The 26,929-nt window shown below is 47.2% G+C and carries 28 protein-coding genes; 10 read left to right on the forward strand and 18 right to left on the reverse strand.

From position 1 onward, the window contains the following. Nucleotides 1-842: 842 nt before the first annotated feature. Complete coding sequence (locus GXP69_RS16055) at nt 843-1,802, reverse strand: sterol desaturase family protein (RefSeq protein ID WP_163916197.1); 960 nt, start codon at nt 1,800-1,802, stop codon at nt 843-845. Nucleotides 1,803-1,925: 123 nt separating this feature from the next. Here GXP69_RS16055 and GXP69_RS16060 point away from each other — a divergent pair, with 123 nt between their 5' ends. Beyond that, entirely contained in the window at nt 1,926-2,117 is a 192-nt protein-coding gene (locus GXP69_RS16060; RefSeq protein WP_163916199.1) for a hypothetical protein, read from the forward strand. Between the two features lie 32 nt (nt 2,118-2,149). Here GXP69_RS16060 and GXP69_RS16065 read toward each other — a convergent pair whose 3' ends face one another. The 4 genes from GXP69_RS16065 to GXP69_RS16080 form a co-directional block, all read right to left on the reverse strand. Then, complete coding sequence (locus GXP69_RS16065) at nt 2,150-2,713, reverse strand: HD domain-containing protein (RefSeq protein WP_163916201.1); 564 nt, start codon at nt 2,711-2,713, stop codon at nt 2,150-2,152. Nucleotides 2,714-2,797: 84 nt separating this feature from the next. After that, the gene (locus tag GXP69_RS16070; RefSeq protein ID WP_163916203.1) at nt 2,798-3,301 is read right to left on the reverse strand and encodes a hypothetical protein; all 504 of its coding nucleotides are present in this window, start codon (nt 3,299-3,301) and stop codon (nt 2,798-2,800) included. Between the two features lie 320 nt (nt 3,302-3,621). Further along, entirely contained in the window at nt 3,622-4,347 is a 726-nt protein-coding gene (locus GXP69_RS16075) for a TVP38/TMEM64 family protein (protein ID WP_163916204.1), read from the reverse strand. Beyond that, complete coding sequence (locus GXP69_RS16080) at nt 4,325-5,176, reverse strand: rhomboid family intramembrane serine protease (RefSeq protein WP_163916206.1); 852 nt, start codon at nt 5,174-5,176, stop codon at nt 4,325-4,327. Before GXP69_RS16080 ends, GXP69_RS16075 begins: the two co-directional genes overlap by 23 nt. Nucleotides 5,177-5,336: 160 nt before the next feature. Here GXP69_RS16080 and GXP69_RS16085 point away from each other — a divergent pair, with 160 nt between their 5' ends. Beyond that, nucleotides 5,337-7,160 carry a glycoside hydrolase family 3 protein gene (locus GXP69_RS16085; RefSeq protein ID WP_163916208.1) on the forward strand — a complete coding sequence of 608 codons (1,824 nt, stop codon included), beginning with the start codon at nt 5,337-5,339 and terminating at the stop codon, nt 7,158-7,160. 67 nt (nt 7,161-7,227) lie between these two features. Further along, a complete protein-coding gene (locus GXP69_RS16090; RefSeq protein ID WP_163916210.1) occupies nt 7,228-7,953 on the forward strand; it encodes a hypothetical protein in 726 nt (241 codons plus the stop codon). Between the two features lie 47 nt (nt 7,954-8,000). On the opposite strand, the gene GXP69_RS16095 is transcribed toward GXP69_RS16090, so the two are convergent. The 9 genes from GXP69_RS16095 to GXP69_RS16135 all read right to left on the reverse strand — a co-directional run bounded on the left by GXP69_RS16095 (nt 8,001) and on the right by GXP69_RS16135 (nt 15,077). Then, complete coding sequence (locus GXP69_RS16095; protein WP_235925777.1) at nt 8,001-8,540, reverse strand: NUDIX domain-containing protein; 540 nt, start codon at nt 8,538-8,540, stop codon at nt 8,001-8,003. A gap of 20 nt (nt 8,541-8,560) precedes the next feature. Then, nucleotides 8,561-9,586 (reverse strand): SDR family NAD(P)-dependent oxidoreductase, encoded by a 1,026-nt coding sequence (locus GXP69_RS16100; RefSeq protein WP_163916212.1) that lies wholly within the window; start codon nt 9,584-9,586, stop codon nt 8,561-8,563. A gap of 93 nt (nt 9,587-9,679) precedes the next feature. Further along, complete coding sequence (locus GXP69_RS16105; protein WP_235925778.1) at nt 9,680-10,450, reverse strand: porin family protein; 771 nt, start codon at nt 10,448-10,450, stop codon at nt 9,680-9,682. A 210-nt stretch (nt 10,451-10,660) separates the two neighbouring features. Continuing rightward, complete coding sequence (locus GXP69_RS16110; protein WP_163916214.1) at nt 10,661-11,587, reverse strand: M28 family peptidase; 927 nt, start codon at nt 11,585-11,587, stop codon at nt 10,661-10,663. Between the two features lie 51 nt (nt 11,588-11,638). Then, nucleotides 11,639-11,839, reverse strand: coding sequence for a hypothetical protein (locus GXP69_RS16115; protein WP_163916216.1), 201 nt, complete (start codon nt 11,837-11,839; stop codon nt 11,639-11,641). A gap of 129 nt (nt 11,840-11,968) precedes the next feature. After that, nucleotides 11,969-12,562 carry a hypothetical protein gene (locus tag GXP69_RS16120; RefSeq protein WP_163916218.1) on the reverse strand — a complete coding sequence of 198 codons (594 nt, stop codon included), beginning with the start codon at nt 12,560-12,562 and terminating at the stop codon, nt 11,969-11,971. A gap of 122 nt (nt 12,563-12,684) precedes the next feature. After that, a complete protein-coding gene (locus GXP69_RS16125; protein WP_163916220.1) occupies nt 12,685-13,566 on the reverse strand; it encodes a M48 family metalloprotease in 882 nt (293 codons plus the stop codon). A gap of 126 nt (nt 13,567-13,692) precedes the next feature. Beyond that, nucleotides 13,693-14,298: a hypothetical protein gene (locus GXP69_RS16130; protein ID WP_163916222.1), complete on the reverse strand. Its 606-nt coding sequence runs from the start codon at nt 14,296-14,298 to the stop codon at nt 13,693-13,695. Nucleotides 14,299-14,423: 125 nt separating this feature from the next. Then, the gene (locus GXP69_RS16135; protein WP_163916224.1) at nt 14,424-15,077 is read right to left on the reverse strand and encodes a porin family protein; all 654 of its coding nucleotides are present in this window, start codon (nt 15,075-15,077) and stop codon (nt 14,424-14,426) included. Between the two features lie 280 nt (nt 15,078-15,357). Here GXP69_RS16135 and GXP69_RS16140 point away from each other — a divergent pair, with 280 nt between their 5' ends. Beyond that, nucleotides 15,358-16,011, forward strand: a complete 654-nt coding sequence (locus GXP69_RS16140; protein ID WP_163916226.1) for a hypothetical protein — start codon at nt 15,358-15,360, stop codon at nt 16,009-16,011. A gap of 89 nt (nt 16,012-16,100) precedes the next feature. Here the strand turns inward: GXP69_RS16140 and GXP69_RS16145 are convergent, their stop codons facing one another. Further along, on the reverse strand, nt 16,101-18,362 hold the full coding sequence (locus GXP69_RS16145; protein WP_163916228.1) for a Tex family protein: 2,262 nt from the start codon (nt 18,360-18,362) through the stop codon (nt 16,101-16,103). A 214-nt stretch (nt 18,363-18,576) separates the two neighbouring features. Between GXP69_RS16145 and GXP69_RS16150 the strand changes: the two genes are divergently transcribed. From GXP69_RS16150 to GXP69_RS16160, 3 genes are all read left to right on the forward strand, one after another. After that, entirely contained in the window at nt 18,577-19,947 is a 1,371-nt protein-coding gene (locus GXP69_RS16150) for a neutral/alkaline non-lysosomal ceramidase N-terminal domain-containing protein (RefSeq protein ID WP_163916230.1), read from the forward strand. Nucleotides 19,948-20,156: 209 nt separating this feature from the next. Then, nucleotides 20,157-20,390: a hypothetical protein gene (locus GXP69_RS16155; protein ID WP_163916407.1), complete on the forward strand. Its 234-nt coding sequence runs from the start codon at nt 20,157-20,159 to the stop codon at nt 20,388-20,390. 267 nt (nt 20,391-20,657) lie between these two features. Continuing rightward, nucleotides 20,658-21,221 (forward strand): hypothetical protein, encoded by a 564-nt coding sequence (locus tag GXP69_RS16160; protein ID WP_163916232.1) that lies wholly within the window; start codon nt 20,658-20,660, stop codon nt 21,219-21,221. A 32-nt stretch (nt 21,222-21,253) separates the two neighbouring features. On the opposite strand, the gene GXP69_RS16165 is transcribed toward GXP69_RS16160, so the two are convergent. Next, nucleotides 21,254-21,730 carry a peroxiredoxin gene (locus GXP69_RS16165; RefSeq protein WP_163916234.1) on the reverse strand — a complete coding sequence of 159 codons (477 nt, stop codon included), beginning with the start codon at nt 21,728-21,730 and terminating at the stop codon, nt 21,254-21,256. Between the two features lie 123 nt (nt 21,731-21,853). On the opposite strand from GXP69_RS16165, the gene GXP69_RS16170 reads away from it, so the two are divergent. The 3 genes from GXP69_RS16170 to GXP69_RS16180 are packed head-to-tail and all read left to right on the forward strand — an operon-like array spanning nt 21,854 to nt 25,352. Beyond that, nucleotides 21,854-22,546 (forward strand): glycosyltransferase family 2 protein, encoded by a 693-nt coding sequence (locus tag GXP69_RS16170; protein WP_163916235.1) that lies wholly within the window; start codon nt 21,854-21,856, stop codon nt 22,544-22,546. 11 nt (nt 22,547-22,557) lie between these two features. Further along, nucleotides 22,558-24,021, forward strand: a complete 1,464-nt coding sequence (locus GXP69_RS16175; RefSeq protein WP_163916237.1) for a cellulose synthase family protein — start codon at nt 22,558-22,560, stop codon at nt 24,019-24,021. Next, on the forward strand, nt 24,018-25,352 hold the full coding sequence (locus GXP69_RS16180) for a glycosyltransferase 87 family protein (protein ID WP_163916239.1): 1,335 nt from the start codon (nt 24,018-24,020) through the stop codon (nt 25,350-25,352). The genes GXP69_RS16175 and GXP69_RS16180 overlap by 4 nt, the downstream gene beginning before the upstream one ends. A 1-nt stretch (nt 25,353) precedes the next feature. On the opposite strand, the gene GXP69_RS16185 is transcribed toward GXP69_RS16180, so the two are convergent. Next, nucleotides 25,354-26,040 carry a DUF2461 domain-containing protein gene (locus tag GXP69_RS16185; protein WP_235925780.1) on the reverse strand — a complete coding sequence of 229 codons (687 nt, stop codon included), beginning with the start codon at nt 26,038-26,040 and terminating at the stop codon, nt 25,354-25,356. 7 nt (nt 26,041-26,047) lie between these two features. Further along, on the reverse strand, nt 26,048-26,929 hold the full coding sequence (locus GXP69_RS16190; RefSeq protein WP_163916240.1) for a hypothetical protein: 882 nt from the start codon (nt 26,927-26,929) through the stop codon (nt 26,048-26,050).

The following is a 26,929-nucleotide window of genomic DNA, read 5'->3' on the forward strand; positions in this document are numbered from 1 at the left end:
GCAAAAAGACAGGACTTCAACCTGTCTTTTTTGTTTTGACATCTCCTGTTTTGGTAGGATTCGTTTGACTATAGTTTCTCTTCTTTGTCATTCCGAGCCCTAGCCGAGGAATCTTATAAGTCCTATAGTTACTCTTTTGTCATTTCGAGCAAAGCGAGGAATCTATCCCAGACTATAGTTGAGTCCTCGATTTATAGTTACCTATAGTTGCTATTCGACACAAGCAGTTCGTGCTATAGTTGGTTTATATCCTGGGAGCTCTACTTACCTATCGTTTCAATCCAGCTTTGGTGCGCTCACGGCCGCGGGGCCTCGTCTTCGGGCATCGCGCTGCTTTCGCTTCCTTGGCTCGTTCCTCGCCATGCCTGACGGCACCGGAAACTCTCGAGGCGCTCAACCCAAAGACTGAGATCTTTCGATAGATAAGCTATAGTTATTTCAATAGCTATAGTGCTGTAGCCTTTTTATGGTGATAGTTTCTTATGTCAGGCTGCGCCTGCCTGCTCGTAGCTTGGAAATATAGAACTATAGCTCAAACTATAGCAAAGGCAGAAAGTCCCCCTTTGAAGGGGGCGAAGGGGGATGTTTTTACTAAACTAAGAACGATAGCTTAACTATAGAAATAGCAAAACTACCTCTCCTGTTTTTAGGAGAGGGCTGGGGTGAGTAAAAATTCCCTGCCCTAGACTAACGAGAAGCCATTTCGAAAGTAGCGAGCGTAGCTCTGAGGAATAAAGGGGCGTGAACTCACCTCAATTATAGAACGATAGCTCCAACAATAGCAGAAGCCCAAATCCTGCTAATCTATTAATCCCGTAAATCCTGATTCAGATAACAGTTCATTAAACCCCACTTTCCAGCACTTCTACCGGCGTTTTAGGCAGCGTACTAGTTTCTAGCGTTGGCTTACATTGCTCATTCAGATCTTCTGCTATTTTCTGATTGGCCATTACAACTGCCCCCGGCGCACTGAATAGCATGAGCCAGGCTTCTTTCAACGAGCGGCAATGGCGTAGGTCTTTCCAGATGGCCACCCACTCATGAAAAACGAGGTACACCGGGTTGTAGGATTTAACAGGCGTTGTAAGCCCATAAACGGGCTTTTCGGTTTCTGCCTGAAAGGTGCCTAACATGCGATCCCAGATAATGAACGTGGAGCCATAGTTACGGTCTATGTAAGCTGCGTTGGAGCCGTGGTGCACCCTGTGATGCGATGGTGTAACAAAAATGTACTCAATTGGGGCGGGCATTTTACGAACCAGTTCTGTGTGCACAAAAAACTGGTACAACACCGCTACCTGGTGACAGACAAAAAACGTGAACGGATCGATGCCGAGAAGAGGAACTGGTATAAAGAAGACAAATTTGATCGGGTTGGTCCAGCCGGTGCGTAGCGAGATCAGGAAATTCATTTTCTCAGAGGAGTGATGTGTAACGTGGGTAGCCCACCAGAATCGCTGTTCATGTGCAATCCGGTGTGCCCAATAACGGCAAAAATCCACAGCAACAAAACAGATCACAAACCCCCACCACGAACGCGGAATAGCCCACGGCACATGGTTATAGACTACCATGGCAATAGCGAATAAAGCAACTTTAAGGGCCACTCCAATAACTGCATTTCCGGCGCCTATTGCCAGCGCCGCCATAGTATCTTTCCCGTCGTAATACGCTTTGTTCTTAAAATAACTAATCAGCCACTCTGCCAGTACCAGACCAACTATAATTGGTGCCAGGTAGGGCATTATTGTAAGGTCGTGCAGCTGCTCCAGGTCATCCAGCGTGTAAAGCTCCTTCTGCATATGTTAAAACTTTAATTCTATAAAAACGGTAATACTGCCTCAGAGTTAAAAAAAGGTGTTCTGCAGACACCTGTTTTCTAAAAAAGGTAGATTTATGTACCTTACAGCTGTAAATAAGATGCTATGAGAATTCGTAAAAAAGTAAAAGCTGCCCTGCCAAACAGCGGCACACGCTATGCAGCCCTGGATGTTTTTGTAAAAGCCGCCGAAAAGGAGAACTGGACCGAAGAGGAAATTCAGTTTGTAATTAATGAAGTGGTAGAAGCCCAGGACGAAAAAGAAGGTTTCGAGATTTTAGGCGATTACATGCAATAAAAAAGCGGGTTCTACCCGCTTCTGTTACATTCTTACACCTGCGCCCCGGCCTGTGGTTGCAGCTTTAGTTCATGCTGGTGTTGCTGCAGCACCTGTATGATAAACGCAATATGCTCGTTCAGGTCAACACCAAGTAGTTCGCAGCCAATGCGTACCTGTTCACGGTCTACAGATGCGGCAAAGTTTTTATTTCCCAGCTTTTTAGTCACAGATTTTGGTTCCAGCCCCTCCAGGCGCTGCGGCCTTACCTGCGCGCAGGCAACTATAAATCCGGTCAGCTCATCGCATGCAAGCAGGGCTTTGTCCAGCATAGTGTTGTAAGGTACTCCCCAATGTGTGTAGTGCGCCGAAATAGCATGGGCTATCTCTTCTTCGCCCAGCTCGCGCAATTTTTCAACTATAATATTAGGGTGATGTTCGGGGTAGAGTTGGTAGTCGGCGTCGTGCAGCAGGCCTGTTATAGCCCATTTTTCTGTGTCCTGGTTAAGCTTGCCGGCGTAAGCTTCCATTACAAGCTCTACGGTACGGGCGTGGCGCAGTAAACTCTCACTGGTGGTTAACTGGTGTAATAAATGGCGGGCTTCTTCTCTAGTCATAGCTATAGTTGGTTTCTCAACCAAATTAGCTTTTTTATTCATCCCGTCAAACTGGATTTTGGCCCTGATGTAGCAGCAAATTGGTTATTCCAGTTTCGCTATCTGCACATTATCCCAGAAGCCCATAATGTTGTCTTTACGGCCAACCAGGATGTCTACCTGTTTCCGGAAACGCCGGTTCATGACATCCCGAACAATATAAAGGCCATCTAAATCTTCCGAAATACCGGTTATCCATAAAGAGTCGCCATAAGCCAGGTCGCCTCCCCAACGGGTGTGTAGGTCCCGCGATACAGCTATCCAGCGGTGTTTTCCAGGATCTTTACGGTTAATTCTGGAGCCATCGGCAGTTATAAAAGGGGTGTTATCAGTTTGCCCGGGCTCGGGAAAGTATACAGATGCTGAAACCTGGATGGTGAGATCTTCTGTATAGACGGCTTCTGCTTCTTCTTCAAGCGACAGAGGTTTCCATTCGCTATAGTCGATTTCAGCTTCAGGGACGGACGGTTCGTTGTTTAGTAACGAGAACTCTTCGGCAACAGCTACAAAGATAGAGATGACAGCCGCAAGTATTTTGTACCTAATCATGCGTAATCCTTTAAGTGAAACATCGATTTGGCAACAATAAACCGCTTAAACGATGGTTTTACGCTTAGGTTATACAATATTAGCTTGAATACTATAAAAATAAAGATTTTTTATATAATTTTTTACATGCAAATTTTCAGATATAGACACACTAAACTTATACTACTATATATAGTATAAACACAATTAATAAGCCGATTTTACAGCATTTTATGCCCTTTATTTGTGCGGTTAAAAACAATCGGATAAGCTTCCGAAAAGGTGAGCTAGAGCTTTAGCTTGGGAGCTATAGTTTGGTAGCTATAGTTGATCAACTATAGTTACCTTTTCTTTCTGACATATTTATCATAAACCACATAGCCGATAAACAACGCCAGGCTGACAACCGAAACCCAGATCAGGCCACTTTTCAGGCGGTCGTTGTTCTCGCCCAACCAAGCCAGCAGCACGGTAAGCGGCGCTATACCTGCAAACGTTGCAAATATAAACGGCCAGTAACGCATGGTAGCAAAACCAGCCACAAAGCTTACCGCGTCGTTCGACAGGAAGGGCGATATGCGAGCAATGATAATAGCCCACAAACCATACCTGTCCATAAAATCAGTAACCTTTCGCTGGGTTTTATTGCCGATAAGTTTACTGACGCCAGCCTCTCCTACCGACTTACCTATCATGTACCCGACTGTTGAGGCAACCAGCACTGCTACCACCGCAATCACAGATCCCCAAACAGGCCCATAGGCGAGAATGGCTACCAGCATCAGCAATACCACATTAATTACCAGCAAAAACATCTGGGCAACCATCGCCAGTATTATAAAAAATGGCCCCCAGAAGCCGAACTGGTTCACCCATTCTGATATTCTGTCCTTATCACCACTCAGGAGCACATCCCAGCCCTCCTGCATGAATTGCTTGAACCCCGGAAAAATGAAATAGGACAAGATAAGGCCACCTATAATGATCCCGGTCAGGATCAATGGCCATTTGCTTTGCTTTTCTGAATCTGTATGTTGATGTGTTTTATTTTGCTCGTCTGCTATCATACGGCTGTGGGGGTGTTTTTTTAGAGTTTAAAGACGCAGTATACCCGGACTTGGTTGGCGCTGAACCCGGAAAACTGTCCTGTGTAATGGTATAATTAATTTCGCCTGGAGAATGCTTATCCTGCTGAACGGTATAGTTTACTGTATAGTGTAAGTAATAAGGAATAAAGGTACTGCTCATGTGGCGCTGCGTTACCGATGCCTGTACCAGTGTTTTATCAACTCCATCAGAAGCCGGCTTAGCAGTTTTGCCATAGATCAGCGCTGCAACCAAGCCAGCAACCAGCCCCGCCAGGTGCCCTTCCCACGATACCCGCTCCTCTTCAGGAAACAAGCCGTAAAACAAGCCACTGTACAGAAACAGCACGGCAAAAGCTATCGCCAGTGAGCCACGGTCTCTGTCAAAAACACCTCTGAACAACAGGAAGCCTGCCATACCATACACCACGCCGCTTGCTCCGATGTGGTAAGCGTGCCGCCCAATAAACCAGGTAAGCAGGCCACTCAGGATATATACCAGTACCAGCACACGTACGCCTCTCCATTGGTGCAGAAACAGGATCAGGCCTGAAAGCATCAGCAACGGAAACGTGTTTGAAAGCAAGTGCTTTAAGTCGGCATGGATCAGCGGGCTTAGAAAAACGCCAACCAGACCCAGAAAGCTGCGAGGCATAATACCCAGCCATGCCAGGTCGGCTCCAGTTAAATAGGCGAGCGCGTGTATAAGCCAAATGAGCGCAATAAACAGCAAACCCGGCAAAAAACTATAGGCAAACCGATTACTATCGGATTGGTTCAGATGAGATAGGTTTTGCTGGCCAGTGCTCATTGCTATAGTTTATTCGTAATAAAGTAGCTGAAAAATGCTATCCTAAACTATAGGATGCGTGGTAAAGATGCCACTTTATAAGATTTGTTCAATTAAAACGCCATATCACTTATAACTTAATTGCTTATAAAAAGTAAGTACAGGTGTGTTCTACGAAATTATGCGTCGCATATACTATCACCCGCTGCTTATAGTTTGCCTGTCAGCCATACTGCTCTGCTTGCTCTCTGGTTGCGAAGGTACCGATACGCGCCGCCACAATACGCACGATGATTTTCATCCGCAGGAGCATGAGCCATATGTGCGCCCATCAAGCCTGATCGAAGCATTGGAAAACCCGACTTCGCAATGGGTGGATTCCGTATTTAATACCCTGACACCGGAGCAGCGCATAGCCCAGTTAATGGTAGTGGAAGCATTTTCCGACAAAGGCCCCAAATACGAAGCCGATGTAATGCGCCTGATCAAAAAGTACCAGGTAGGTGGCATCATCTTTTTCCAGGGTGGGCCGGTACGCCAGGCTAAACTTACCAATAAATACCAGGCCGCAGCCAATGTTCCGTTGTTGATTGCCATGGACGCCGAAACTGGCGTAGGTATGCGTCTCGACAGTACGGTGCAATATCCTTATCAGCAGATGCTGGGCGCGATAGAAGATAACGGGCTAATTTACAAAATGGGAGCCGAAGTGGCTGATGAATTTAAACGGCTGGGCATGCACGTAAACTTTGCGCCGGTTGCCGATATAAATAACAATGCAGCTAACCCTATTATCGGGTACAGAGCGTTTGGCGAAGATCGCCTGGATGTGACAGCCAAGAGCCTGGCTTACATGCAGGGCATGCAGGAAAACGGCATACTAGCTACGGCAAAACACTTCCCGGGCCACGGCGATACCGACATCGACTCGCACTACGACCTGCCGATCATCCCCTACTCCCGCCATCGTCTGGATTCGCTGGAGCTTTACCCTTTTAAGGAGCTGATAAAATATGGCGTGGGCAGTATTATGGTAGCGCACATGCATATCCCGAAACTCGACTCGTCCAGATACCTGCCTTCTACGCTTTCCAGACCTATAGTTACCGGCTTGCTGAAAGAGAAACTGCAGTTTAAAGGACTGATTTTTACCGATGCCATGGTAATGAAAGGTGTGACCAAATATTTTAAACCCGGCGAGGCAGAAGTACGCGCCCTGATGGCCGGAAACGATATTTTGGAACGGTTGAACAGTGTGCCAAAAGCAATTGACGCAATTAAAGCAGCCATACAGCAGGGTTACCTTACCCAGGAAGAAATTGACCTGAAATGCAAGCGGGTATTGGCGGCAAAGCAATGGCTGGGGCTTGATAACTATAAACCCATCGACCTGCATAACCTGTATGAAGACCTGAATCCGCCCATCTCCGATAGTACCAACAGAGTGCTAGCCGAGGCTGCCATAACAATGCTGCAGAACAAAAAACGCCTGTTACCCCTTAAACCAAAGCGAAAAGAGCGTATTGCTACCGTATCTGTGGGCGCAGTAAGACCAACCGCATTTCAGCGGGAGATTGCAAAACATGCAAAAACCACAGCCTACGTGATATCGCGCAAAGCCAATAAAAAGGACGTAGAGAAGCTGAAAAAGCAACTTCGAAAGTATGATGTAGTATTGCTCAGCCTCTATGGCCCAAGCATGAGTCCCAGCAATAAACTGGGTTACTCCGATGCTTCTACCGCACTGGTGCAGGACATTATCCGGAGCAAGAAAACAGTTACTGTACTGTTCGATAACGCCTATGCCCTGAACCAGTTTCCCGGAATTGAGCACAGTCGGGCACTACTGGTTGGGTATCAACCTTTATTCCATGCCCAAATTGCTACAGCTCACGTTGTGCTGGGTAAGTTACAGCCACGCGGGCGGCTGCCAGTTACTGTAAACGAGCATTTTGGCTACGGAGATGGTATCCGGAAAGATAAACCCATGATCGCAACACGGTAAAATATCTTGCACGCATTTATTTGCGTAGGTAAGGCTGTAACAAAACTGCTCCCCGAGCAACAACACAATGAAACGAACATCTAGAATGATACCCCTGCTGGCAGCTGCTATAGTTTGCACAACCCTGCCGGCCTGCGAACGCACACGCAACGTAGAGGAAACTGATACAGTAACAGTAACGGAGGATAGTACACGGGACCGGGATAGAGACACAACTATAGTTGCCCGTACTGGCGAAACTGCCGAGCAGAAACTGGAAAGACTCCGCTCCTGGATGAATGAAAAGGCAGACCGCGCCGATACCTCCATCCGCAAAGAATGGCCTAAAACACGCGAAGAACTGCGCCGCATCAACTCTGATCTGGAGCGTAATATCGACAGCCTTTCAGCAGATTCGAAAGAAGAATACAGGCAGCTGAGAGCACGCTACCAGCAATGGGAAGAGCGGCAGGAACGACGTCAGAACCAGCCTTTGGACCCTGCAAAACTACGCACCTGGGAAGACCAGCTTTTGCGCGAGTACAAAGACATCAGCAACATAAAACCTGCAAATATGCGCGAGGCATACCTCACCTTTATGGGAACCGTACGCACCAAGCACCGCAACTGGACCCAGAACGACTGGGATTATGTAGATTATGTTTACAGTACCCTGAATGACAGACGGGGTCAGGTAGAAACACAGCTAGGCACAGCGGATAAACTAAAGATTCGCACCCTGCAAGCCGAATACCTGGCGCTGGAAGGCGCTGCAGACACACGCAGCCTGGTGAAAGGCGTAGATGGAAACTAACTATAAAACAAAGGCCGGTGTGAATACCGGCCTTTGTTTTATAGTTGCTATTTCTTGCGGAGTTGCAGCCATTGCTGGGCTATAATTGTTTTGGCATCAGGTGTTACCAGTTTCAGCAGATCGGCCTCGCTCAGTTCAACTACCTCAATCTTTTCATGCTCATCGGCTTTGCCACCCCCGTTGCTATGTTGTTTACTTACTTCGGCAAAATACAGCAGTACCCTCTCTGTAGTACCTCCCGGCGACGAATAAAAAGTATACAGGTGCTCCAACTGATCTACGTGGTAACCTATTTCTTCTTCAATTTCACGTTTTATGCTCACTTCCGGGTCTTCGCCTGCATCCACTATCCCGGCCACCACTTCCACCAGTTCCGATTCAGAACCTATCCGGAATTGTTTGGTCAGGATGTAGCTGTCTTTTTGCGTGTCGTGCACAAGGGCGGCTACGGCAGTGCCTCTGTCAAACTGTTCGCGTGTTAAGGTGTGTCCATCCTGCTCTACGGTTAATTCATACATCTTAAAATAACCGTCATATACTTTTCTTCTGGATTTTACTTCCATGTTGTATTGGCTGCTTTGCAGCATTAAGGGTGATTTGGGTTAAACTATAGTTCGTTGTTGCGTGCGGCAGCCTTTTGCGTTCGCTCTGTTAAGCCAGACATGGATAACGGCGTTTCGCTTTCATAGCCTTTTGCCCTGTTTTTGCCAATACCGCCTTCCCCAGGCAGCATGCTGTTCACTACCGAGAAAACGGATGTCATCAGCCCCGGCGACAGGTTGTGCAGGTACTCGGCAACTATAGCTGGCAAGGTAGTGGTTACTTCGGCATCGCCATAGCGTAGGGCATCTAAAATTTCTGCAGCGGTTGCTTCAGCACTGTTCGAGGTCAGCGGGCTCGAGTCCATTATCTTGAAAAGGGTGTATTCTTTTTTGTGCTGCCCCTTCAGAATGGCATGGCGTGGGCTGCCGGTTCGCATTAAACCGGGTGTGGCTGTAGTTACCACAATGTTATACTGCGCTAGTTCAGCACGCAGCCCCTCTGATAAGCCAACCAAGGCAAATTTGCTGGCACTATAGGGCACCAGGTGCGGCACGCTTATCTTTCCGCCTATAGATGAAATATTCAGAATACGTCCTTGCTTCCGGGCTTTCATGGCAGGCAGAACTGCAAGTGTGGTATATATAGGTCCCCAGTAGTGCGTGTTAATGGCTTCTTCAAAATCCTGAACTGTCATTTCAGTTACAGGTCCGGCATGGATAACACCGGCATTGTTGATCAGTACATCAATCGGCCCGAACTCATTCTGCACATTCTCGATCATGCTGTTTACCTGGTCCTGCACTGTTACATCGCATTTCAGTACCAGCACATCGGCACCGTTTCCTGCCAGCTCCATGCGTGCGTTTTCCAGTTCGGTTTCATCGCGGGAGCAAAGTACCAACCGGGCACCTTCTTTGGCCAGTTTGCGGGCCATAACCAGCCCTAACCCGCGGGAGCCACCTGTTATCAATACAACCTTTCCCTCAAAATCGTAAGCAGTCAGGTTGCGGTAAATGGCACGCGCTGCCAGTACTAATCCGGCACCTGCTGCCAGCCACCATAGTTTGTTGTTTTTCTGTTCTGTCTTCATCGTTATCCTGTGTTGAGTAAGTGCACCTATAGTTGGTAAAACATACTAACACTACGGCGACAACCAGCACTTGTTAACTATAGTTACAATAGCCTATTTTCCGTGCTGGGCTTTGCGGCTAAAGATATTTTCTTTTATGGATGGGGTATACATCAACCGGATCGAGGCCACCCCATAATGGTCGCGGCTGGTTCCGGGCGCAAGGCGAGGCCCTACGTTATCAAGATAATCAGTGGAGGTAAGGTGATAGATAAGTTCTGGTGCTACACTCACCTGGTCAGAAAAACGGAATCGCAGACCGCCGCCAAAAGGTATTACAATACCAAATGCGGGATATTCCCGTTCCGGGTCATACTTTGTCTGAGACTCATCCAGGTTGCCCGTACCGGGGTATGATGTGGCAGTATAGTAGATAAAACCTGCGCCAAACTTGGCGTAAGGCACCACAAAGCGCTTTCGGGACGAACGGTATCCACCAGAGCCACTGTAAGCATCGAGCAGGTTAAAATGGATGTTGCCGGTTACTTCGTATAGTTCTGTGCGAAATGAAAGGTCAAGCGGGCGGGCGGGGCTTTTTTCGGTAGCACCCAGCTTAACGTAATCCAGGTTTATGCTCGCCGACCAGAGTGGGTCAAATTTATAAAGTGCGCCAATGCCAAATACAGGTTGAAACTCATTACAGCCCGGTGTGCCGCAGATATCGGATCGTATGGCAGCTATACCGCCTCCGGCCAGCACAACCAACCCACGCTCAGGCATTTTACTCTCCAACATGCGCTTTCGCCACAACGATTGGCCAGCTGCATCCGGCAGGAAAAGCAGGATGCAAAGTATAAAGGTTAAGACCGTAATTTTCCTGTTCATATGATACACAGGTAAGGGTTTGTTATCAGGAAAAGGTGTAAGTAAAGAGTTCGGAATAATGCAAGCTACTCAGGGTAAAAACAGTCAGGCATTAAAGATGTAACTGCTCTCCTACCCTCTACGCGGCAGCTTTTAAAAGGATGAACAAAAAATAATAATTACATCATTATATCAAAATAATGTAATACTTGGCAATAACTATAGATGCTGCTATTTTTTTGAAGCGCGAGACGGAAGTTTACCTGCATGCTTATCTGCCAGCAATATAAAATCCAGCACTAGCGCGGCGGCATCCGGGTAAAACTGCTGGTTGATGCGCTCAAAATCGTCGGTTGGTTTGTGGTAATGCGGATGATCTTCTACTCCGAAATACAGAAAGGGAATGCCCCGTTTATGAAACTGGTAATGGTCGGATTGCCTGGTCCAGTCATTAGGGCCTTCTTGAGGTTTATCATGACCTAACAGCAGACGGGCGTTCGGGCGCGGTTTAACCTGGTCTGCAAGGGTTTTGAGCTGCGGATTATGGTAAATGCCACTGGCATATAGCTCGCCTTTATCATTTACGCCAAGCATATCCATGTTCACGTTTAAAATGATCTTGTCGAGTGGTATGGGCGGGTTGTTGAGAAAAGCGTTTGCTCCCTGCAGGCCCTGTTCTTCAGCATCCGGGGCAAGAAAAAGCAGTGTGTGCTTTGGTGGGTTTTGCTTAAAATAGGTAGCTATAGCCAGCAGAGCGCCAACACCGGAAGCATTGTCGTCGGCACCGTTAAGGATTTCGCCTCTCCGGATTCCTTCATGGTCATAGTGCGCTGTAATTACGATCACCTTATCGGACTTGCCCGGTATGTAGCCCAGCAAGTTTACGCCCTGTTGCTGCTCGTTACTACTTCTGCCTTTAAAAGTAAAGGGATGTTTGTAGGTATTGCCATAGGTTTTAAGCCCTATCTGCTGAAAGCGGCCGATGATGTAATGCTGCGCCATCTGGCTGCCTTCAGTGCCCACACGACGGCCAGCCATAGAGTCGGCGGCAAGTACACGAACGTCTTTAAGCAACTGACCGGACTCCAGCATGGTTTGCTGTGCGAGTCCGGTCAATGGCAGGGCCAGAAGCGCCCCGATTATAAGTTTCTTTAGCATGTACCAAAGTACGACAAGCCGTAGCAAAAAACAACAGCCTGCTTACCTGGTTTACCAGCGAACCCAGCTGCGCTGATCGCGGATAGCTTGCTGCGTATTGTATTTTAGAAATGGATCGCTAGAGATCGCCAGCGTTACCCTGTCTGTTTTGGCAATAATGTTACCCATTTTTACCCAGCCGTCTAACATTGTATTTTTAACAGTTCTGTTCGTGTTTAGCTGGTCGCGGCTTACATTTACATCAGTGTTCATTCTTTGGCTATTAGTTGGTTAGTAATGCGTTTCTAATGTCCCAACACAACTATTACCAGGATTGTGCCATGCTACGGCAAGTTTTTTAAAAAGTTATAATTATTTAAAATATTATCTAAAAATATTACATTATTTAGTCACTGTGATAAAAGCTGGCAGTTCAAACGGGCCAATGGAGGTCTGGATAGTTGGCTTTATCTGCAACGACACGTCCGGCTTATTTGTACCTTTCTGATTCAGCAACATGGCAAACCCAAGCAGTTGGTTCATATCAACCTGCCCGTTTGTTTCACTTAATTTTACCGGAGAGCTTAATGTGATCGTGTTCAGCCCGTCTTTCAGCTCCACAGGCTCGCTAACCAGCCCTGATACCGCCTGCTTACCATCTACCAGCAATTGCCATTTAAGCTGTTGCACGGTCATGGTTCTGTCCTTACTGCCTTCGGGTAGCGATACCCGCAGCCCAAGTGTTGAAGTAGCGGCAAGTTTATTCTGAGTGATAGCGCTGTATAGTCTGGTCGCATCTGAAAAGGAAAAGTCACTGATATCGGTTTTATTCAACAGGTTGATCCCGTTCAGTTGCAGTTCATCAATTCCGGCCAGGTCATAATCAGCTGCTTTAAAAGCATCTACATCGCTTTTAGTGCTGCAGCTAACTATAAAAAGCGGCAACAGCAGCCAGACGGCCATCTTAAGTATAAATAATCTATTGGTTCTCATCATGCAATAAAGATACGTAAAAGCCTGAATTCAGCCTTGCCCCTGTTATTTAGGCAAGGCATATAGTTACTATATGGATAGGATAAAACTATAGCGGCCACCTTTGGAGTGGCCGCTATAGTTGCTTAGGTCAGGTAACCGACCCGTTGCCCCCGCTGGTTGACTACCGCCCCTTTATGGGTTATAAACAACGGCTCCATATGTTGACTCTCAAAATAATAAGGGTAATTGGCATTATTTGTTTTCACCAACCTGCCAATCACTTTCGGGCCACTGCGGGTTACATGCACCAGTTGCAGGCGGTTAGTCAGGTAAAACTGTTCTTCCGGGGCTCCGGCGAAGTGTACCCTGCTCAGCATATACCTGCTATCTGCTGACACTACTTGAGCCTGTTGCGGTCTGGCAGGAGCTGGCCTTTCCATAATCTCGTTTGCAGCCGGTTTGCTCTGTGTACTGGCAAACAACTGAGCATCAGCATTGCGCCAGCCTTTACTTATTGCAGCTAATCTATAGTTGCGACCCGGATGCGTAGACGAAGTTCGCTCGTCTGAGAGCAGGTTAATAGCAGCCTGTGCTTCTGCAAGGCTTGCACCCATCTTCCGCAGTACAAAGCCGGAGAACTCATCTGCTTCCAACTCATCGGCCGGGTTGCTGCCTTTCCGGGTAAGCGTGTGCCCGTTCAGGTGATGTCCGATCTCATGTGCCAGAATGCTTACGCCTGCCCAGTCGGTATGTACGGCGTTGTTAATGGCATCCAGGAAATCTTCGTTGTACAAAATATAGCGATTGCCATTGTAAACTACAGCAGCAGCGTTCTCTATATTAGCAGCCCTTAACTCAAAACGTGGCTTCAGCCCGATCACATCAATAATTTCTTTCACTATATCGCGGGCTCCAGCTGTGGTAGTTGTTTGCGCAGGCGCAACGGTCGCAGCCGCTGCATTAACCTTAGCCAGTGGTAAAAACAGCAGCGCAATTGCCCAAACCCAATTCTTTAAGTTTATCATAGTCAGTATCTAATCAGTGTGTTACAGAGCAAGATGTTTGCCAAAAATTGATTACCCTGGTACTTTCAGGCTATGTTTGACTACTCATAAAACGTGGCGCCTCTGCCAGATATTTTCTGCTCTGAACTATAGTGCAGCGGTATCCGACGGCTTCGTAACTGTGATGTAATCGGGTAGGGTAATCGGGCCGACAGGTGTTTCTATAGTTGGTTTTATCCGGAATTCCATCCTGTCGCGCACGTCCTGTCCGGAAGAAATCAGCGTGGTTAGTAGCGAGAATCCTTCATAGTTCTGCAAACCCTCTACCTCGGCCAGTGCGACGCTGGAAGTTACTGGCAATTTGTTTAACCCATTGGTCAAGTGAAGTGGCTGCGTAACAGTTCCGGTCAAAGTTTCTCGGCCATCTACCAGCAATTGCCAGGTGAGGCTGGTTACCTGCATCGAGCGGGTTACTTCCGGCTCCGGCATCTGCACATCCAGGTACAAAATGGTGGTGGCTTTTAGCTTGTTAGTGGTAAAGGCATTTAATAAGCTGTCGCCCTGCGTGCTTCTGAAGTCGAACGGGCTGCGTTTATCTGTAACATCCACCCCGTTCAGGCGCAGGTCTTCTATGCCCTGTAGTTTATAGTTTGCCTCAGTAAAAGCTTTCAGGTCGGCTGCCTGTTTACATGATATAGTGCCTGCCATTAAGCTGACAACTATAGCCCAAAAATATAGTTGCTTGAATTTCATCTGATATCTCATTTTATCTTACTGAACAAACAATAGGCCATCTATAGTTTATAGTTTGCTTATAAGCTATACGAAACAAAAAAGGCCCCGCCAAAGCAGGGCCTTCACTTTTGAAACTATAGTTTCTATAATCCAAACAGGTATGCAACACTCAGGCTGATGCCGCTGTTTCTCAGTTTTTCATTGTTATCAGACTCATACGCTGAGGTGAAACCTGTATGGTAGCGCGCATCGAAGTTGAATGTGCCCAAGCCAGTGTTATATGCTAAACCCAGGCCAATACTGCCGCCAAACTCAAAACGTTTTTCCAGTAATTCATCATCATCAAAATCAACATCTTCACTGATTTCGAAACGGTCAGTTTTGTAGGTGTCTTTACCGCTTGCCCAGTAGCCTAAGGTTGGTCCTGCCGTTACAAAACCTTGCAGCGGCCCGTTGCCGATCGAGATCTTAGCCAGTACAGGCAGTTCCAGGTAATCGTACTTGCCGGTAGCTTTTCTGTCGTCAAACGTAAATTCATAGCCTTTCTGCACAAACATAAGTTCAGGCTGCACAGAGAACATTTCGCTGAATTTGATATTGGCTACAGCTCCCACCTGCAATCCAACTATAGATTTTACTTCATCATTCCAGTTATCGGCATAACGGCTGTCGTCGCCGCTAACTATCTGGTTAGCAAAATTAACGCCTACCCTTGGGCCTATGCTTATAGTTTGCGCTGACGCGGTAAAGCTCAATCCAACAATAAAAAGTAAAGCAAAAACAATTCTGATATTCATAATTCTGATTATTATATATTTCTCTATAAACTCGAAATGCTTTACGTTTATTTTACTTTTTCGGCTTTCGGGCAATAAAAAAGCACAACCACTTATGACATTGCTTCTTAGAATTATTGATCTTAAACCTCAAATCTATATGAACGCACCTTGTATTATAAGACTTGCCCATTTCTTAACTTTTGATCTAACGGTTCAGGCAAAAAAAGTCACTCTGAATAAATATAGTATTTTTCCTATCTTTGCATCTCAAATCATTCAATAGTTAATTAACCTTTTTATGAAAAGTAAACTTATTGCTGTTGCCTTATTTGTTGCAACTGCCTTTAATGCACAGGCGCAGGAAACGACAACAACTGTTACCGCTTCCAATGTTAAACCAACTGCCGGAAACGTTACAACCGAAGTTTTATTTAACGACTTAGGCAACATCAGCCTGAACAATGGTTTGTTGCGTGCACGTTATTTTACAAGCGACCAGTTTGCTTACAGACTAAGCCTGGGTGTAAACTACAACTATGATAAAATTGCTGACGACGCCCACTCACGCGTTTTCGGTATTTCGCTTGCACCTGGTATCGAAAAGCACTTTGCTGGGACCAACAGACTGTCACCTTATATTGGCGCTGAACTTCCTATCCGCATGCAAAGCGCAAAAACAGAAACTGAAAATTCAACTATCACCGGAGCAACTTCAACCAATGGCGCTAACAGAGGTTATTTCAGTGTTGGCCTGAATGCAGTAGCCGGTGTTGATTTCTATTTTGCAAAAAATTTCTACGCTGGCGTGGAATTAGGCACAGGTCTGGCTTATTTTAAAAATGCAGATATTGAAGTAGAAAGCCCTGGTTTTGATAATAAAACAGAAGGTTTCCACAGCATTCGCTTCGGTCAGTTTGTGAATGGCGGTATCCGTGTTGGTTACGTTTTTTAAACTATAGTTTATAGTTTACCAATAAAGAAGCCTTCCTGTAATTAAACAGGAAGGCTTCTTTATGAGCTATAGTTGTGCTAACTATAGGCTTATTTAAACATGCCTTTCAGCTTGGCAAGTTTAGTCTGGAAGTCGTCCATTGGCTCTTCTTCGCGTTTGCCGCCTTTGCTGTTGTTGCGGTCTCTGTTGCCACCAACTGGTTTCGGGGCAGCAGGGTCGCCTTTCATACTCAGGGAGATACGTTTGCGGTTCACGTCCACTTCCAACACAGTTACTTCTACTTTCTGCCCTACTTTCACCACATCATGCGGGTTGTTTATAAAGCGGTCCGATAGGTGACTCACGTGTACGAGTCCATCCTGGTGAACCCCAACATCTACGAAAGCTCCAAAAGCAGCCACGTTGGTCACGATGCCCGGCAGTTTCATGCCTTCGCGCAGGTCTTTTATCTCGTTCACGCCTTCGGTAAAGCTAAAGGCTTCAAAGGTCTGACGCGGGTCGCGGCCTGGCTTGGCAAGCTCGCTCAGGATATCCTGCAGGGTTGGCAACCCTACCGTATCGGTTACATATTTCTTCAGCTCTATCTTTTTGCGCAGTTCTTCGCTCTTCATCAGATCCTGCACAGTTACGCCCAGGTCTTTTGCCATCTGCTCCACAATCGGGTAGCTTTCCGGGTGCACAGCTGATGCATCCAACGGGTTCTTTGCATCACGGATTCTTAAGAAACCTGCTGCCTGCTCAAACGCTTTGTCGCCTAGGCGGGGCACTTTCTTCAGCTCGGTACGCGTACGGAACGGGCCATTCTGGTTACGGTAATCTACTATATTCTGTGCTAAGGCAGGGCCAAGACCTGAAACATAGGTCAGGAGTTGCTTACTGGCCGTGTTCACTTCCACACCTACGGCGTTCACGCAGCTCATTACCACATCATCCAGCGAATGTTTCAGCGCTGACTGGTCCACATCGTGCTGGTACTGCCCTACACCAATGCTTTTCGGGTCGATCTTCACCAACTCTGCTAACGGGTCCATCAAACGGCGGCCAATCGAAACGGCTCCACGTACGGTTACATCCTGATCCGGAAACTCTTCGCGTGCTACCTCTGATGCACTATAGATAGATGCACCACTCTCGTTCACCATTACCACCATTACAGTTGACGGCAGTTTCAGGCTCTTTACAAAAGCTTCGGTTTCGCGGCTGGCTGTTCCGTTACCTATGGCAATGGCTTCTACCTCAAAGCGGGTAACCATGTAGCGTATCGCCTGCGCTGCTTCTTCCTGCTGGCGCTGGCCCGAGTGGGCGTAAAGGGTTTCGTTGTGCAGCAGCTTGCCTTGCTTATCCAGCACTACCGATTTCACCCCTGTTCTGAAACCCGGGTCCAGAGCCAATACTGTTTTCTGGCCAAGCGGTGAGGAAAGCAGCAACTGGCGCAGGTTATCGGCAAAAACACGAATAGCTTCTTCGTCGGCGCGTTTCTTAGAGCTCAGGCGCACTTCGGTTTCCATGCTCATTTTCAGCAGGCGCTTGTAGCAATCTTTGGCAGCCAGTTTCACTTGTTCCGATGCCGCGTTATTGCCCTGTACAAACATGGCTTCCAGTTTTGCCAGTGCAGCTTCTTCGTCGGGTTGGGCGCTCAGCATCAACACCATCTCGCTTTCGCCGCGGCGCATGGCCAGCACACGGTGCGATGGCGCTTTTTCAATCGGCTCTTCCCACTCAAAGTAGTCTTTAAACTTCTGCCCTTCTTCTTCCTTACCCATGATCACACGGCTCTTGAACACACCCTGTTTCTCGAACAGCTGGCGCATGGTAGCACGTGCTTCGGCATTTTCGTTCATCCACTCCGCCATAATATCGCGGGCACCGGCAAGGGCTTCGGCAGTATCTTTTACTTCTTTCTCTTCTGAGATAAAGTTGGCTGCTTCGGCTTCCACATCTATATTTTCCTGCGCAAAGATGCGCTCGGCCAGTGGCTCCAGGCCTTTCTCGCGGGCTATAGTTGCCTTGGTTCGGCGTTTTGGTTTATAAGGCAGATAGATATCTTCCAACACGGCCATCGTTTCAGCAGCCATGATCTGCTCTTCCAGTTCCGGTGTCAACTTCTCCTGGTCCTTGATCGACTTCAGAATGCTTTCGCGGCGTTTATCTAGCTCACGCAGCTGCTCCAGTCGGTCGCGTATCGCGGCGATCTGCACCTCGTCGAGCGAGCCGGTAACTTCTTTTCGGTAGCGGGAGATAAAAGGAACCGTAGCACCTTCGTCCAGCAACGTTGCTGTAGCTTCGATCTGCTTTATCGTAATGTTCAGCTCCGAAGCGATCTTCAGCAAATGTGTGATGTTAAAATCCATAAGAGGTAATAAACTGACAGTGCCAGTAGGTCTAAAATAAGATTAACTAAATTGTCTTATAGTTTCCGGTAAGCATACCCGCAGTTTCGTGCGCTCAAATCCCTTACCGGATCATCAGAATCTCAAATTTATAGTTTCTCGGTTAATTCCTAACCCTGTTGTGGCCGGAAAATTGTGAACTACCTACCAGAAATGTAGTAACTTGCAGCGCTCCATGAAGATAAAAAAGAACAGATTGCTGCGCAGAACCCTGTTTGTTCTGCTGCCCCTGCTTGTGTTGCTGGCCTGCACCATCCGCCGCAACAACTATACGCCCTACACCGAAACTGCTTACTACAAAGAAACGATAAATACGCTGCAACAGCAGGCTCCCCTTATAACCGATGGCGATACATTACAGGTTGGCTGGGCTAAAATCGACATAACACCACCCGCTCCTTTCCCTTTTGCAGGTTATGGCAAGCGACTGGGCATGGATTATACTGAAATACACGACCCAGCCTATGTGCGCACTTTTGCTTTGAGTAACGGCAAACAGGACGCCTATTTTATTGCGCTGGACATGCTGATTACGCCGATGACCTTAACTGCTGCCCTGAACGATGCAAGTGCAAAAGCCGGTCTGAAGCCAGAACAACTATACCTGTCGGCTACGCACACGCACACCAGTTTTGGCGGGTGGGGCGAAAACCTGATGGGCTGGGTAATGGCCGGCAAATACAGCCAGGAGCAGGTAAACCTTACAGCCGCTAAAATTATAGAGAGCATACAATTGGCAAAGGCCAATGCTGAAAAAGCTAAAGTTGGCTATGGGAAAGCTTTTGCAGGCCACCTGGTTGGTAACCGGCTTAACGGCCAGGAAAGTGTGCGCGATACTACGGTTCGTTTTATAAAATTTGAGCAAGCAGATGGCGATGTGGGCGTACTGGCTACTTTCTCGGCGCATGTTACGGTACTGCCATCCAAACAAGCCATTCTCTCGCGTGATTACCCGGGTGCGCTGATCGATGCGCTGGAGAAAGAAGTTGATTTTGCCGCCTTTTCTGCGGGTGCCGTTGCCAGCCACAGGCCCTTGTACCACCACGGCGATACCTTTATGAGTGTAGACTCGCTGGGCATACAACTGGCCCGAACGATAGTTCCGGAACTAGATGCTGTGCAGATGAGCTACACAACACGGTTGGGTTACAGTCGCTTGCCGCTCCAGCTGCCGGATGCAGAGTTCAGAATCGGTGACAACTACCACCTGGCTCCATGGCTGTTCCATAGTTTGTTTGGCAACTACCCGGCATTTGTAAGCTCACTACAGGTAGACAACATTGTTCTGCTGGGCGCACCTGCCGACTATTCCGGTGAGTTTATGAAAGAACTGGAGCAACAGGCCACCCAACAGCATCAGCAGCTTATAGTTACAGGTTTTAACGGCGGTTATATGGGTTATCTTCTGCCTTCGCGGCATCATGGGTTAGATGCTTACGAAGCCCGCGACATGAATTTTTACGGCAAATGGGGCGGCGATTACCTCACAGCTATTTTCAGGCAAGTGATGCAGAAACACGCTGCGCCTCAGGCTCCTGCACGTTAATTCGGTTAAATTTAGAAACCTGCCCGCAACAAGTTCAATTCTATAGTTGGTCGCTTTTTTGAATAATACAATGAATCTTGTTGTATCTTAACATCAATCCAAGTACATTCTATAAATTATCCAAAACATTACGCTTTCATCCGGGTTTATAAAACAGTAACAAGTACTATTTCTGGTGCTTGTAATGTTTTATGTTAGAGTACTTTATTATGGAAATCTGGATGCCTTATATCACAACAACAGTAGTTCTGGGCACCTTTATACTATACATGGCATTGCTGGCCTTTATCCTGACATGGATATACCACGATGCTGAATTACGTGGCATAAACGGTTGGCTGATTACAGTGCTTACTTTTTTTACCGGTACTATAGCTGGTACATTTTTGTGGCTGGTCCTGAGACCGAAACTCAGGCCACAGCTTGTCAGAAACTATAGGTAAATAGTTTTTAATATTATTAAACAGCCGGTTGGCAACTACATACGAGTAAAGCAAAGTTGGGTAGTGTTTGAAGTGCGAACTTTACTTGTATATCTTGTTGTCGCCGGCTGTTTTTTTGCTTCCTACCACTCCTCTCATAAGTAAATAAAAATATTATAGCAGTTTAATGTTACAACATCGAGATTGACTTATATATTTGCAGCATGCTGATGTTATTTTATATTAGCAGATAAACAGCTAATTTGCAACTGATATACTATTTACAACATGAGAAGAGCATTTAATACTGTTTTAACGCTTTTAGCGGGCAGCATATTCCTGTTTTCCTGCAAAGATTGTGACGATCCGCAGGTAACGGATGTGACCAAGGAAGATATGGCGTGGCTGGTTTACAACACCACAACCAGGGCTACGTTTGTGAATGAAAAGCAAGAGAATGTTCTTTATAAGTTTTCTGGTGGGGCTATCCAGAACGTTCCGGGCGAAGGCTATTCTATAAACGATGAATGTATCGATAAGCTGGATGCTCAGGCATTTGCCATGCTGCAGGATACTACCAAGAAAAATCTTGGCCTGGTTACCTATATCCTGAAAAGACCAACGCAACTGGAAGTTCGTGTTGGTGTTGAAAACCGTGGCGACTGGCCAATTAATGTTGGAAACCCAACCTTCGCTAACCATGAGGTGGGCGGGTACCTGTACAACGAAGTGTACGAGGTATTACAGGACAGCACTAAGCCAAGCGATGTAAAACGTGTGCTCTATAACCCAACGCACGGCATTCTGTACGTTGGTTTTTACAACGGCAAATTTTTAGAACTGACCCGATAGCAAAAAAGGCCTGCAGTAGTGCAGGCCTTTTTTTATGTCCTTACTGTAGAATTCAGCTTCTTCAGAGTGTCCAGAGCTACCTTAATGTGCTCCAGCGGCTTGGTAAGCGAGTTAAAGACATACTGTACTGTTCCGCTCTGGTCTATTACATAGGTTACCCTACCCGGTATGATCCCAAACTTTTTGGGTACGCCGTATAGTTTACGCACCTGGTTCCCTTTGTCGCTTAGTAGCACAAAAGGTAACTGATAGGTATGCTCAAAGTCCTGATGCGATTCGTCGCTGTCGCTGCTGATACCTACTACTTCGGCATTCTGCTCTTTAAATACCTCGTACTGGTCGCGGAACTCACAGGCCTGCTTGGTACAGCCTGGGGTATTGTCCTTTGGGTAAAAATACAGCACTACATTTGTCTGTTTTAGCTGCTCGTATAGACTGAAGGTGCTGCCATCGGCTCTGAACAGCTCGAAATCGGGAGCCTTATCTCCTGCTTTTATTTCCTGACTCATCTGCTTCTATGTTAGTGGAGTAAAGTAAACAACGTTGAACTGTCAAATGTTACAGTGTCGCTTATTTTGGATTGCTTTGTAAAGGTACAGGAATAATGGTCATATTTGCAGCTTATGTATACTATGGCACGCATCAACGTCATTATCCCGGCTTACAACGAAGAACACTCTATAGGCAAAGTAGTAGCAGCAATACCTGCCGAACTGGTGGATGATGTGATTGTAGTAAATAATAATTCTACCGACGCAACTCCTGCAAAAGCCCTTGCTGCTGGCGCCACTGTTTTGCACGAGCCACGCCCCGGTTACGGACATGCCTGCTTAAAAGGCATTGCTCATGCCGCCGCCAAACCTGTTGAGAGCCGCCCGGATATCATCGTGTTTCTGGATGGGGACTATTCTGATTTTCCGGAAGAATTGCCGCTGGTGGTGCAGCCTATAGTTGACGGCACAGCAGAAATGGTGATTGGCTCCAGGGTATTGGGCAAACGCGAAAGCGGATCGTTGCTACCGCAGCAGCTGTTTGGCAACTGGCTGGCTACACAATTGCTGCGCCTGCTCTACAAGGTAAACTATACCGACCTGGGACCTTTCCGGGCAATAAAACTGGACACACTCCTTAACCTGGGCATGCAGGACAGAACGTATGGCTGGACCGTGGAGATGCAGGCCAAAGCAGCCAAAAAGAAAACTCCTTATGCCGAAGTACCCGTATCTTATCGTAAACGCATTGGCAAATCAAAAGTATCAGGCACTATAAAGGGCTCTGTAATGGCTGGCTATAAAATTATTTTCACGATATTTAGATACTTGTAGCCGCACACGCCATGACACTGGTAGCAACCCTGGTAATCGTAATCTATAGTTTCTGCCTGGCCTTTATTTTCTGCTACAGCCTGGTGCAGCTACATCTTACCTGGCTATACTTAACCCGAACCAAACAGCCCCTCAAACCAACTATAGCATTGCAGGAGTGGCCTACCGTAACAGTGCAGTTACCGGTTTACAACGAGCGCTATGTAATTGAGCGCCTGCTTGATGCCGTAACAGCACTCGAATATCCTGCTGAAAAACTTCAGATCCAGATTCTGGACGATTCCACTGACGATACGTCCAACCTTATAGTTGAGAAGCTTAAAGCGTTAGCTTACACAGGGATCAATATTGACCATATTCGTAGAAGTGACCGGACCGGGTTTAAGGCTGGTGCCCTGCAGCATGGTTTGCAGACAGCCACCGGAGAGTATATCGCCATTTTTGATGCTGACTTTACCCCCTTTCCTGACTTCCTGAAACAAACTATAGTTGCCTTTACACAGCCTGAGATTGGGGTGGTGCAAACGCGTTGGGGACATCTGAACAGAAATTATTCGCTACTAACCCGCTTGCAGGCCTTTGGCCTGGATGCCCATTTTACGATAGAACAACAAGGGCGGAACAACGGAAACTACTTCATCAACTTTAACGGCACGGCAGGCGTGTGGCGCAAGACCTGTATTGTAGATGCAGGTGGCTGGCACGCCGATACCTTAACCGAAGACCTGGACTTGAGTTACCGTGCCCAGCTCAGGGGCTGGCAGTTTGTTTACCAGCAGCACACAGAGACACCAGCAGAGTTGCCAGCTGCCATGAGTGCCCTAAAGTCGCAGCAATACCGCTGGACCAAAGGTGCCGCCGAAACCGCCCGTAAGCACCTGAAAAACGTGCTCACTTCTTCCAAAACTATAGTTCCGAAGCTGCATGCCACTTTCCATCTGCTGAATAGCGGTGTATTTGTGTGTGTCCTCCTGACTGCGTTGCTTTCCGTACCGATCCTGTATATTAAGCAGGCTATTCCTCAATTAAGCTGGCTATATAATCTTGGAGTACTTTTAATTGGCAGCATGCTGTCTTTAACAGGGTTCTACTGGATTGCTTCCGGTGTAAGCGGCAAACGATCCATCAAACATTTTATCCCTGATTTTCTGCTGTTCCTGAGCATGTCGATGGGGATGGCGCTGCATACCAGTGTGGCGGTGCTGGAAGGGTATCTGGGCCGTAAAACACCATTCGTCCGCACACCAAAATATAATATTGTGCAGGCGCAGGACAGCTGGCGCAAAAACCGTTACACGCTGCCGGGCATTGGTTTACTCAGTTGGGTTGAGGGGCTGCTGGTACTTTACTTTTTGTGGGGCATCTGGCTAGGCTGGCACTTCCAGGATTACGGGTTGCTGCCGTTCCATAGTATGCTTGCACTGGGCTTTGGACTGGTATTTTGTTACTCCATCATACACAACCGGAAAGCATGAGCGGTAACAGAAAAACATCTGCAGGTTACGCAGTGCTGGCTGTTTCGGGATTGCTTTACGCAGCCCTGGCGTATGCAACACCACGCGAGAATTTTACGCAATTGCTTTTATTGTTTACCAGTTGCTTTGCCGGGTATGTATACGTCGTGAATGTCCGGTTCAATGTGTGGCATGGCATTGCCGCGGCAATCGTTTTCAGGCTTTTGCTGTTGGTATCCATTCCCAAATTGTCCGACGACTATTTCCGGTTTATCTGGGACGGGCGCTTGCTTGCTGCCGGCATTAACCCTTATCTACATTTACCGGGCTATTTTGTGCAACAGGGCGCAACTATAGTTACAGGCATAACCGAATCGCTTTACCTGCAGCTCAACTCCCCCAATTACTATAGTGTGTATCCGCCTGTTTCGCAGGCAGTTTACTGGCTGGCTGCTATAGTTGCGTCCGACAGTATGCTTGGCAGTGTGGTGGTGATGCGCGTTGTTCTGTTATTGGCCGAAATAGTGAACATACTTCTGCTGCTACGCATGCTTCGCAAAATGGGCCTGCCTGATAACCATGTTCTGCTTTACGCCTTAAACCCGCTCGTGATACTGGAACTGACCGGCAACCTGCATTTTGAGGCGCTGATGCTTACGTTTATACTGCTCGGGCTTTACCAATTGTTTTACCACCGTTGGTTCTGGGCGGGCGGTGCTTTTGGGATGGCCATTGGGGTTAAGTTGTTGCCTTTGCTGTTTCTGCCGCTGGTATGGCGAAAGCTGGGCCATATGCGTTTCTTTTACTTTGTGGCGGCGCTCGGCCTTACCCTCCTAATTTGTGCATTACCACTCATTAACTCCGAAGTGATCAGCCATTTCTGGAGTAGCCTGGACCTGTATTTCCGGAAATTTGAGTTTAATGCCAGCATCTACTATTTACTGCGCTGGCTTGGCATTGAATTGACAGGTTACAACCAGATCGCCGTGATCGGGCCCATGCTTTCGGCAGTAACCTTTGTGGCCGTTTGCTGGCTTGCTCTAGTTAAAAGTCTGGGCTCCGTCAAACGCCTGATCGGTTACATGGCCGTGTGCCTCTCTATTTACCTGCTGCTGGCTACAACTGTGCATCCTTGGTACATCACAACGCTGGTGGCGCTTACTGCCATGAGCCATGCCCGCTTTGCTATGCTGTGGTCTGGTATGGCCATTCTCAGTTATGCAGCTTACCGCACCGCTACCTACTCAGAAGACACAGCGCTTCTGATACTGGAATATACGCTGGTGCTGCTGTGGCTGCTGGTAGAACTATACCTATATCGCCGGCGCCGACAGCATGCCAATTTAAAGTAGCCTACTCCTCCCCGATCTCTTTCAGTGGTGCAGATAGGAAATCATTAAACGGTTTCAGGTCTTTAAAGCCCTGCAGTAACACATCCATAAAATTATTGCTGAGCACTATTTTATCTGGTAGCGGCATGGTAGCATTCCAGCTTTTAAAGCGTAGGTACTCTATGGCCGGGTTATCCTTGTCGTAGCCTTTCGGTGTGGTTTTAAGCTGCTCTCCTTCTATGTTGCCGTATTTCTTTTTAAAATCAGGCGCTTCTACAATCCGCTTGAATTCATCTAAACTATAGTCAATCTCCTGTCGAACGGCTTTCAGGTAACCTGCAGGCGGCATCCAGAGCCCGCCTGCCAGAAACGAGTTGTTATTGCCGGCCAGATGCAGGTAATACCCCGGTAGTATCGATTTGCGTCCGCCTTCGGCTACGTAGGCACCGAAGTGGTCTTTGTAAGGCCGTTTGTCGTTAGAGAAGCGTACATCGCGGTAGATTCGGAACACCAGGTCCTTACCCTTCTGTCCGATAGCAGCTGGCTCAAAAGTGACCATGTGCTCCAGCATTTCGTCCAGGAAAGCAAGGTAGTTTTTGCGGGCAGCTTCGTAGCGCGGTTTATTCTGTGCAAACCACTCGCGGTTATTATTCTTGCTCAGCTCATTCAGAAATTGTAAAGTAGTCTTATCTATAGTTGTTGCCATCATTTAATTGTTAATCACCCTGCCAATAGGCGTAGCGGCTTATCTTTTTTAGTTCGAGTTTACGGCCATCCCAGGTTTGCAGGCGAATCAGTTTATTCGGATACGCTGTAGAAAACCAATAGGAATTAAATTTGTTGGGTGCCAGCTGCACATTTACCTGCCAGGCTTTTTCTTCCTCGTCTGTTATATTCCCAGTAGTTGTAATGTTTACTTGAATAGTGGCCTTATATATAGTTGGTTCCTTTGCTTTGTTTGTCTGCTGCGTTTCGGCTATGTCAGCATTAAATATTAGCCCATCCTGGAACTGCAGCGCCCGCAAACTATAAGGCAGTTGGTCTTCAAAAAGCAGATTCTTTGATAGATCGCGTTTGCCTTCACCTTCTCCGTCGAAATACGAATTATAGTACAAGCTATAGTTATCGCCCTTATCTGTTACAGACTTAAAGGTATTGCCGCACCACTCCTGCGACGAGGTGGTGAGTTTGTGCAACTGCCAGGGCTTTCCCCGGTGCATGAACAAAGAAGTAAGGTAATGATAGGGATAATTATCAGTAGGGATACGGCAAAACTCGTTCACTTTCATCACCGGAAAAAGATTATCCCGGCTATAGTCGTCGGTTTTAACGTTGTATTCGCGGTTAAAGTCCTCTTTCACTGTGATCATCGTAAACTCAAACGAACGCTTTTTACCATATACAACCCGCTCTGCGTCGTAAAGCGCTACTTCTGCTAACCCATCGTCCCATAGTTTATCCATCGCCCAATCCGGGTTAAAATGTTCTTTTATGGCTTCATAACCTTCAGACTCAGCTGCGCTCTGCTCCTGTGCGGATTCAGAACAGGCTGTAAAACATAAAAGGAGGGATAGAAAATAAAGTTTGCGAAGGTGCAT

The organism is Pontibacter burrus (assembly GCF_010686685.1).
Classification (GTDB): domain Bacteria; phylum Bacteroidota; class Bacteroidia; order Cytophagales; family Hymenobacteraceae; genus Pontibacter; species Pontibacter burrus.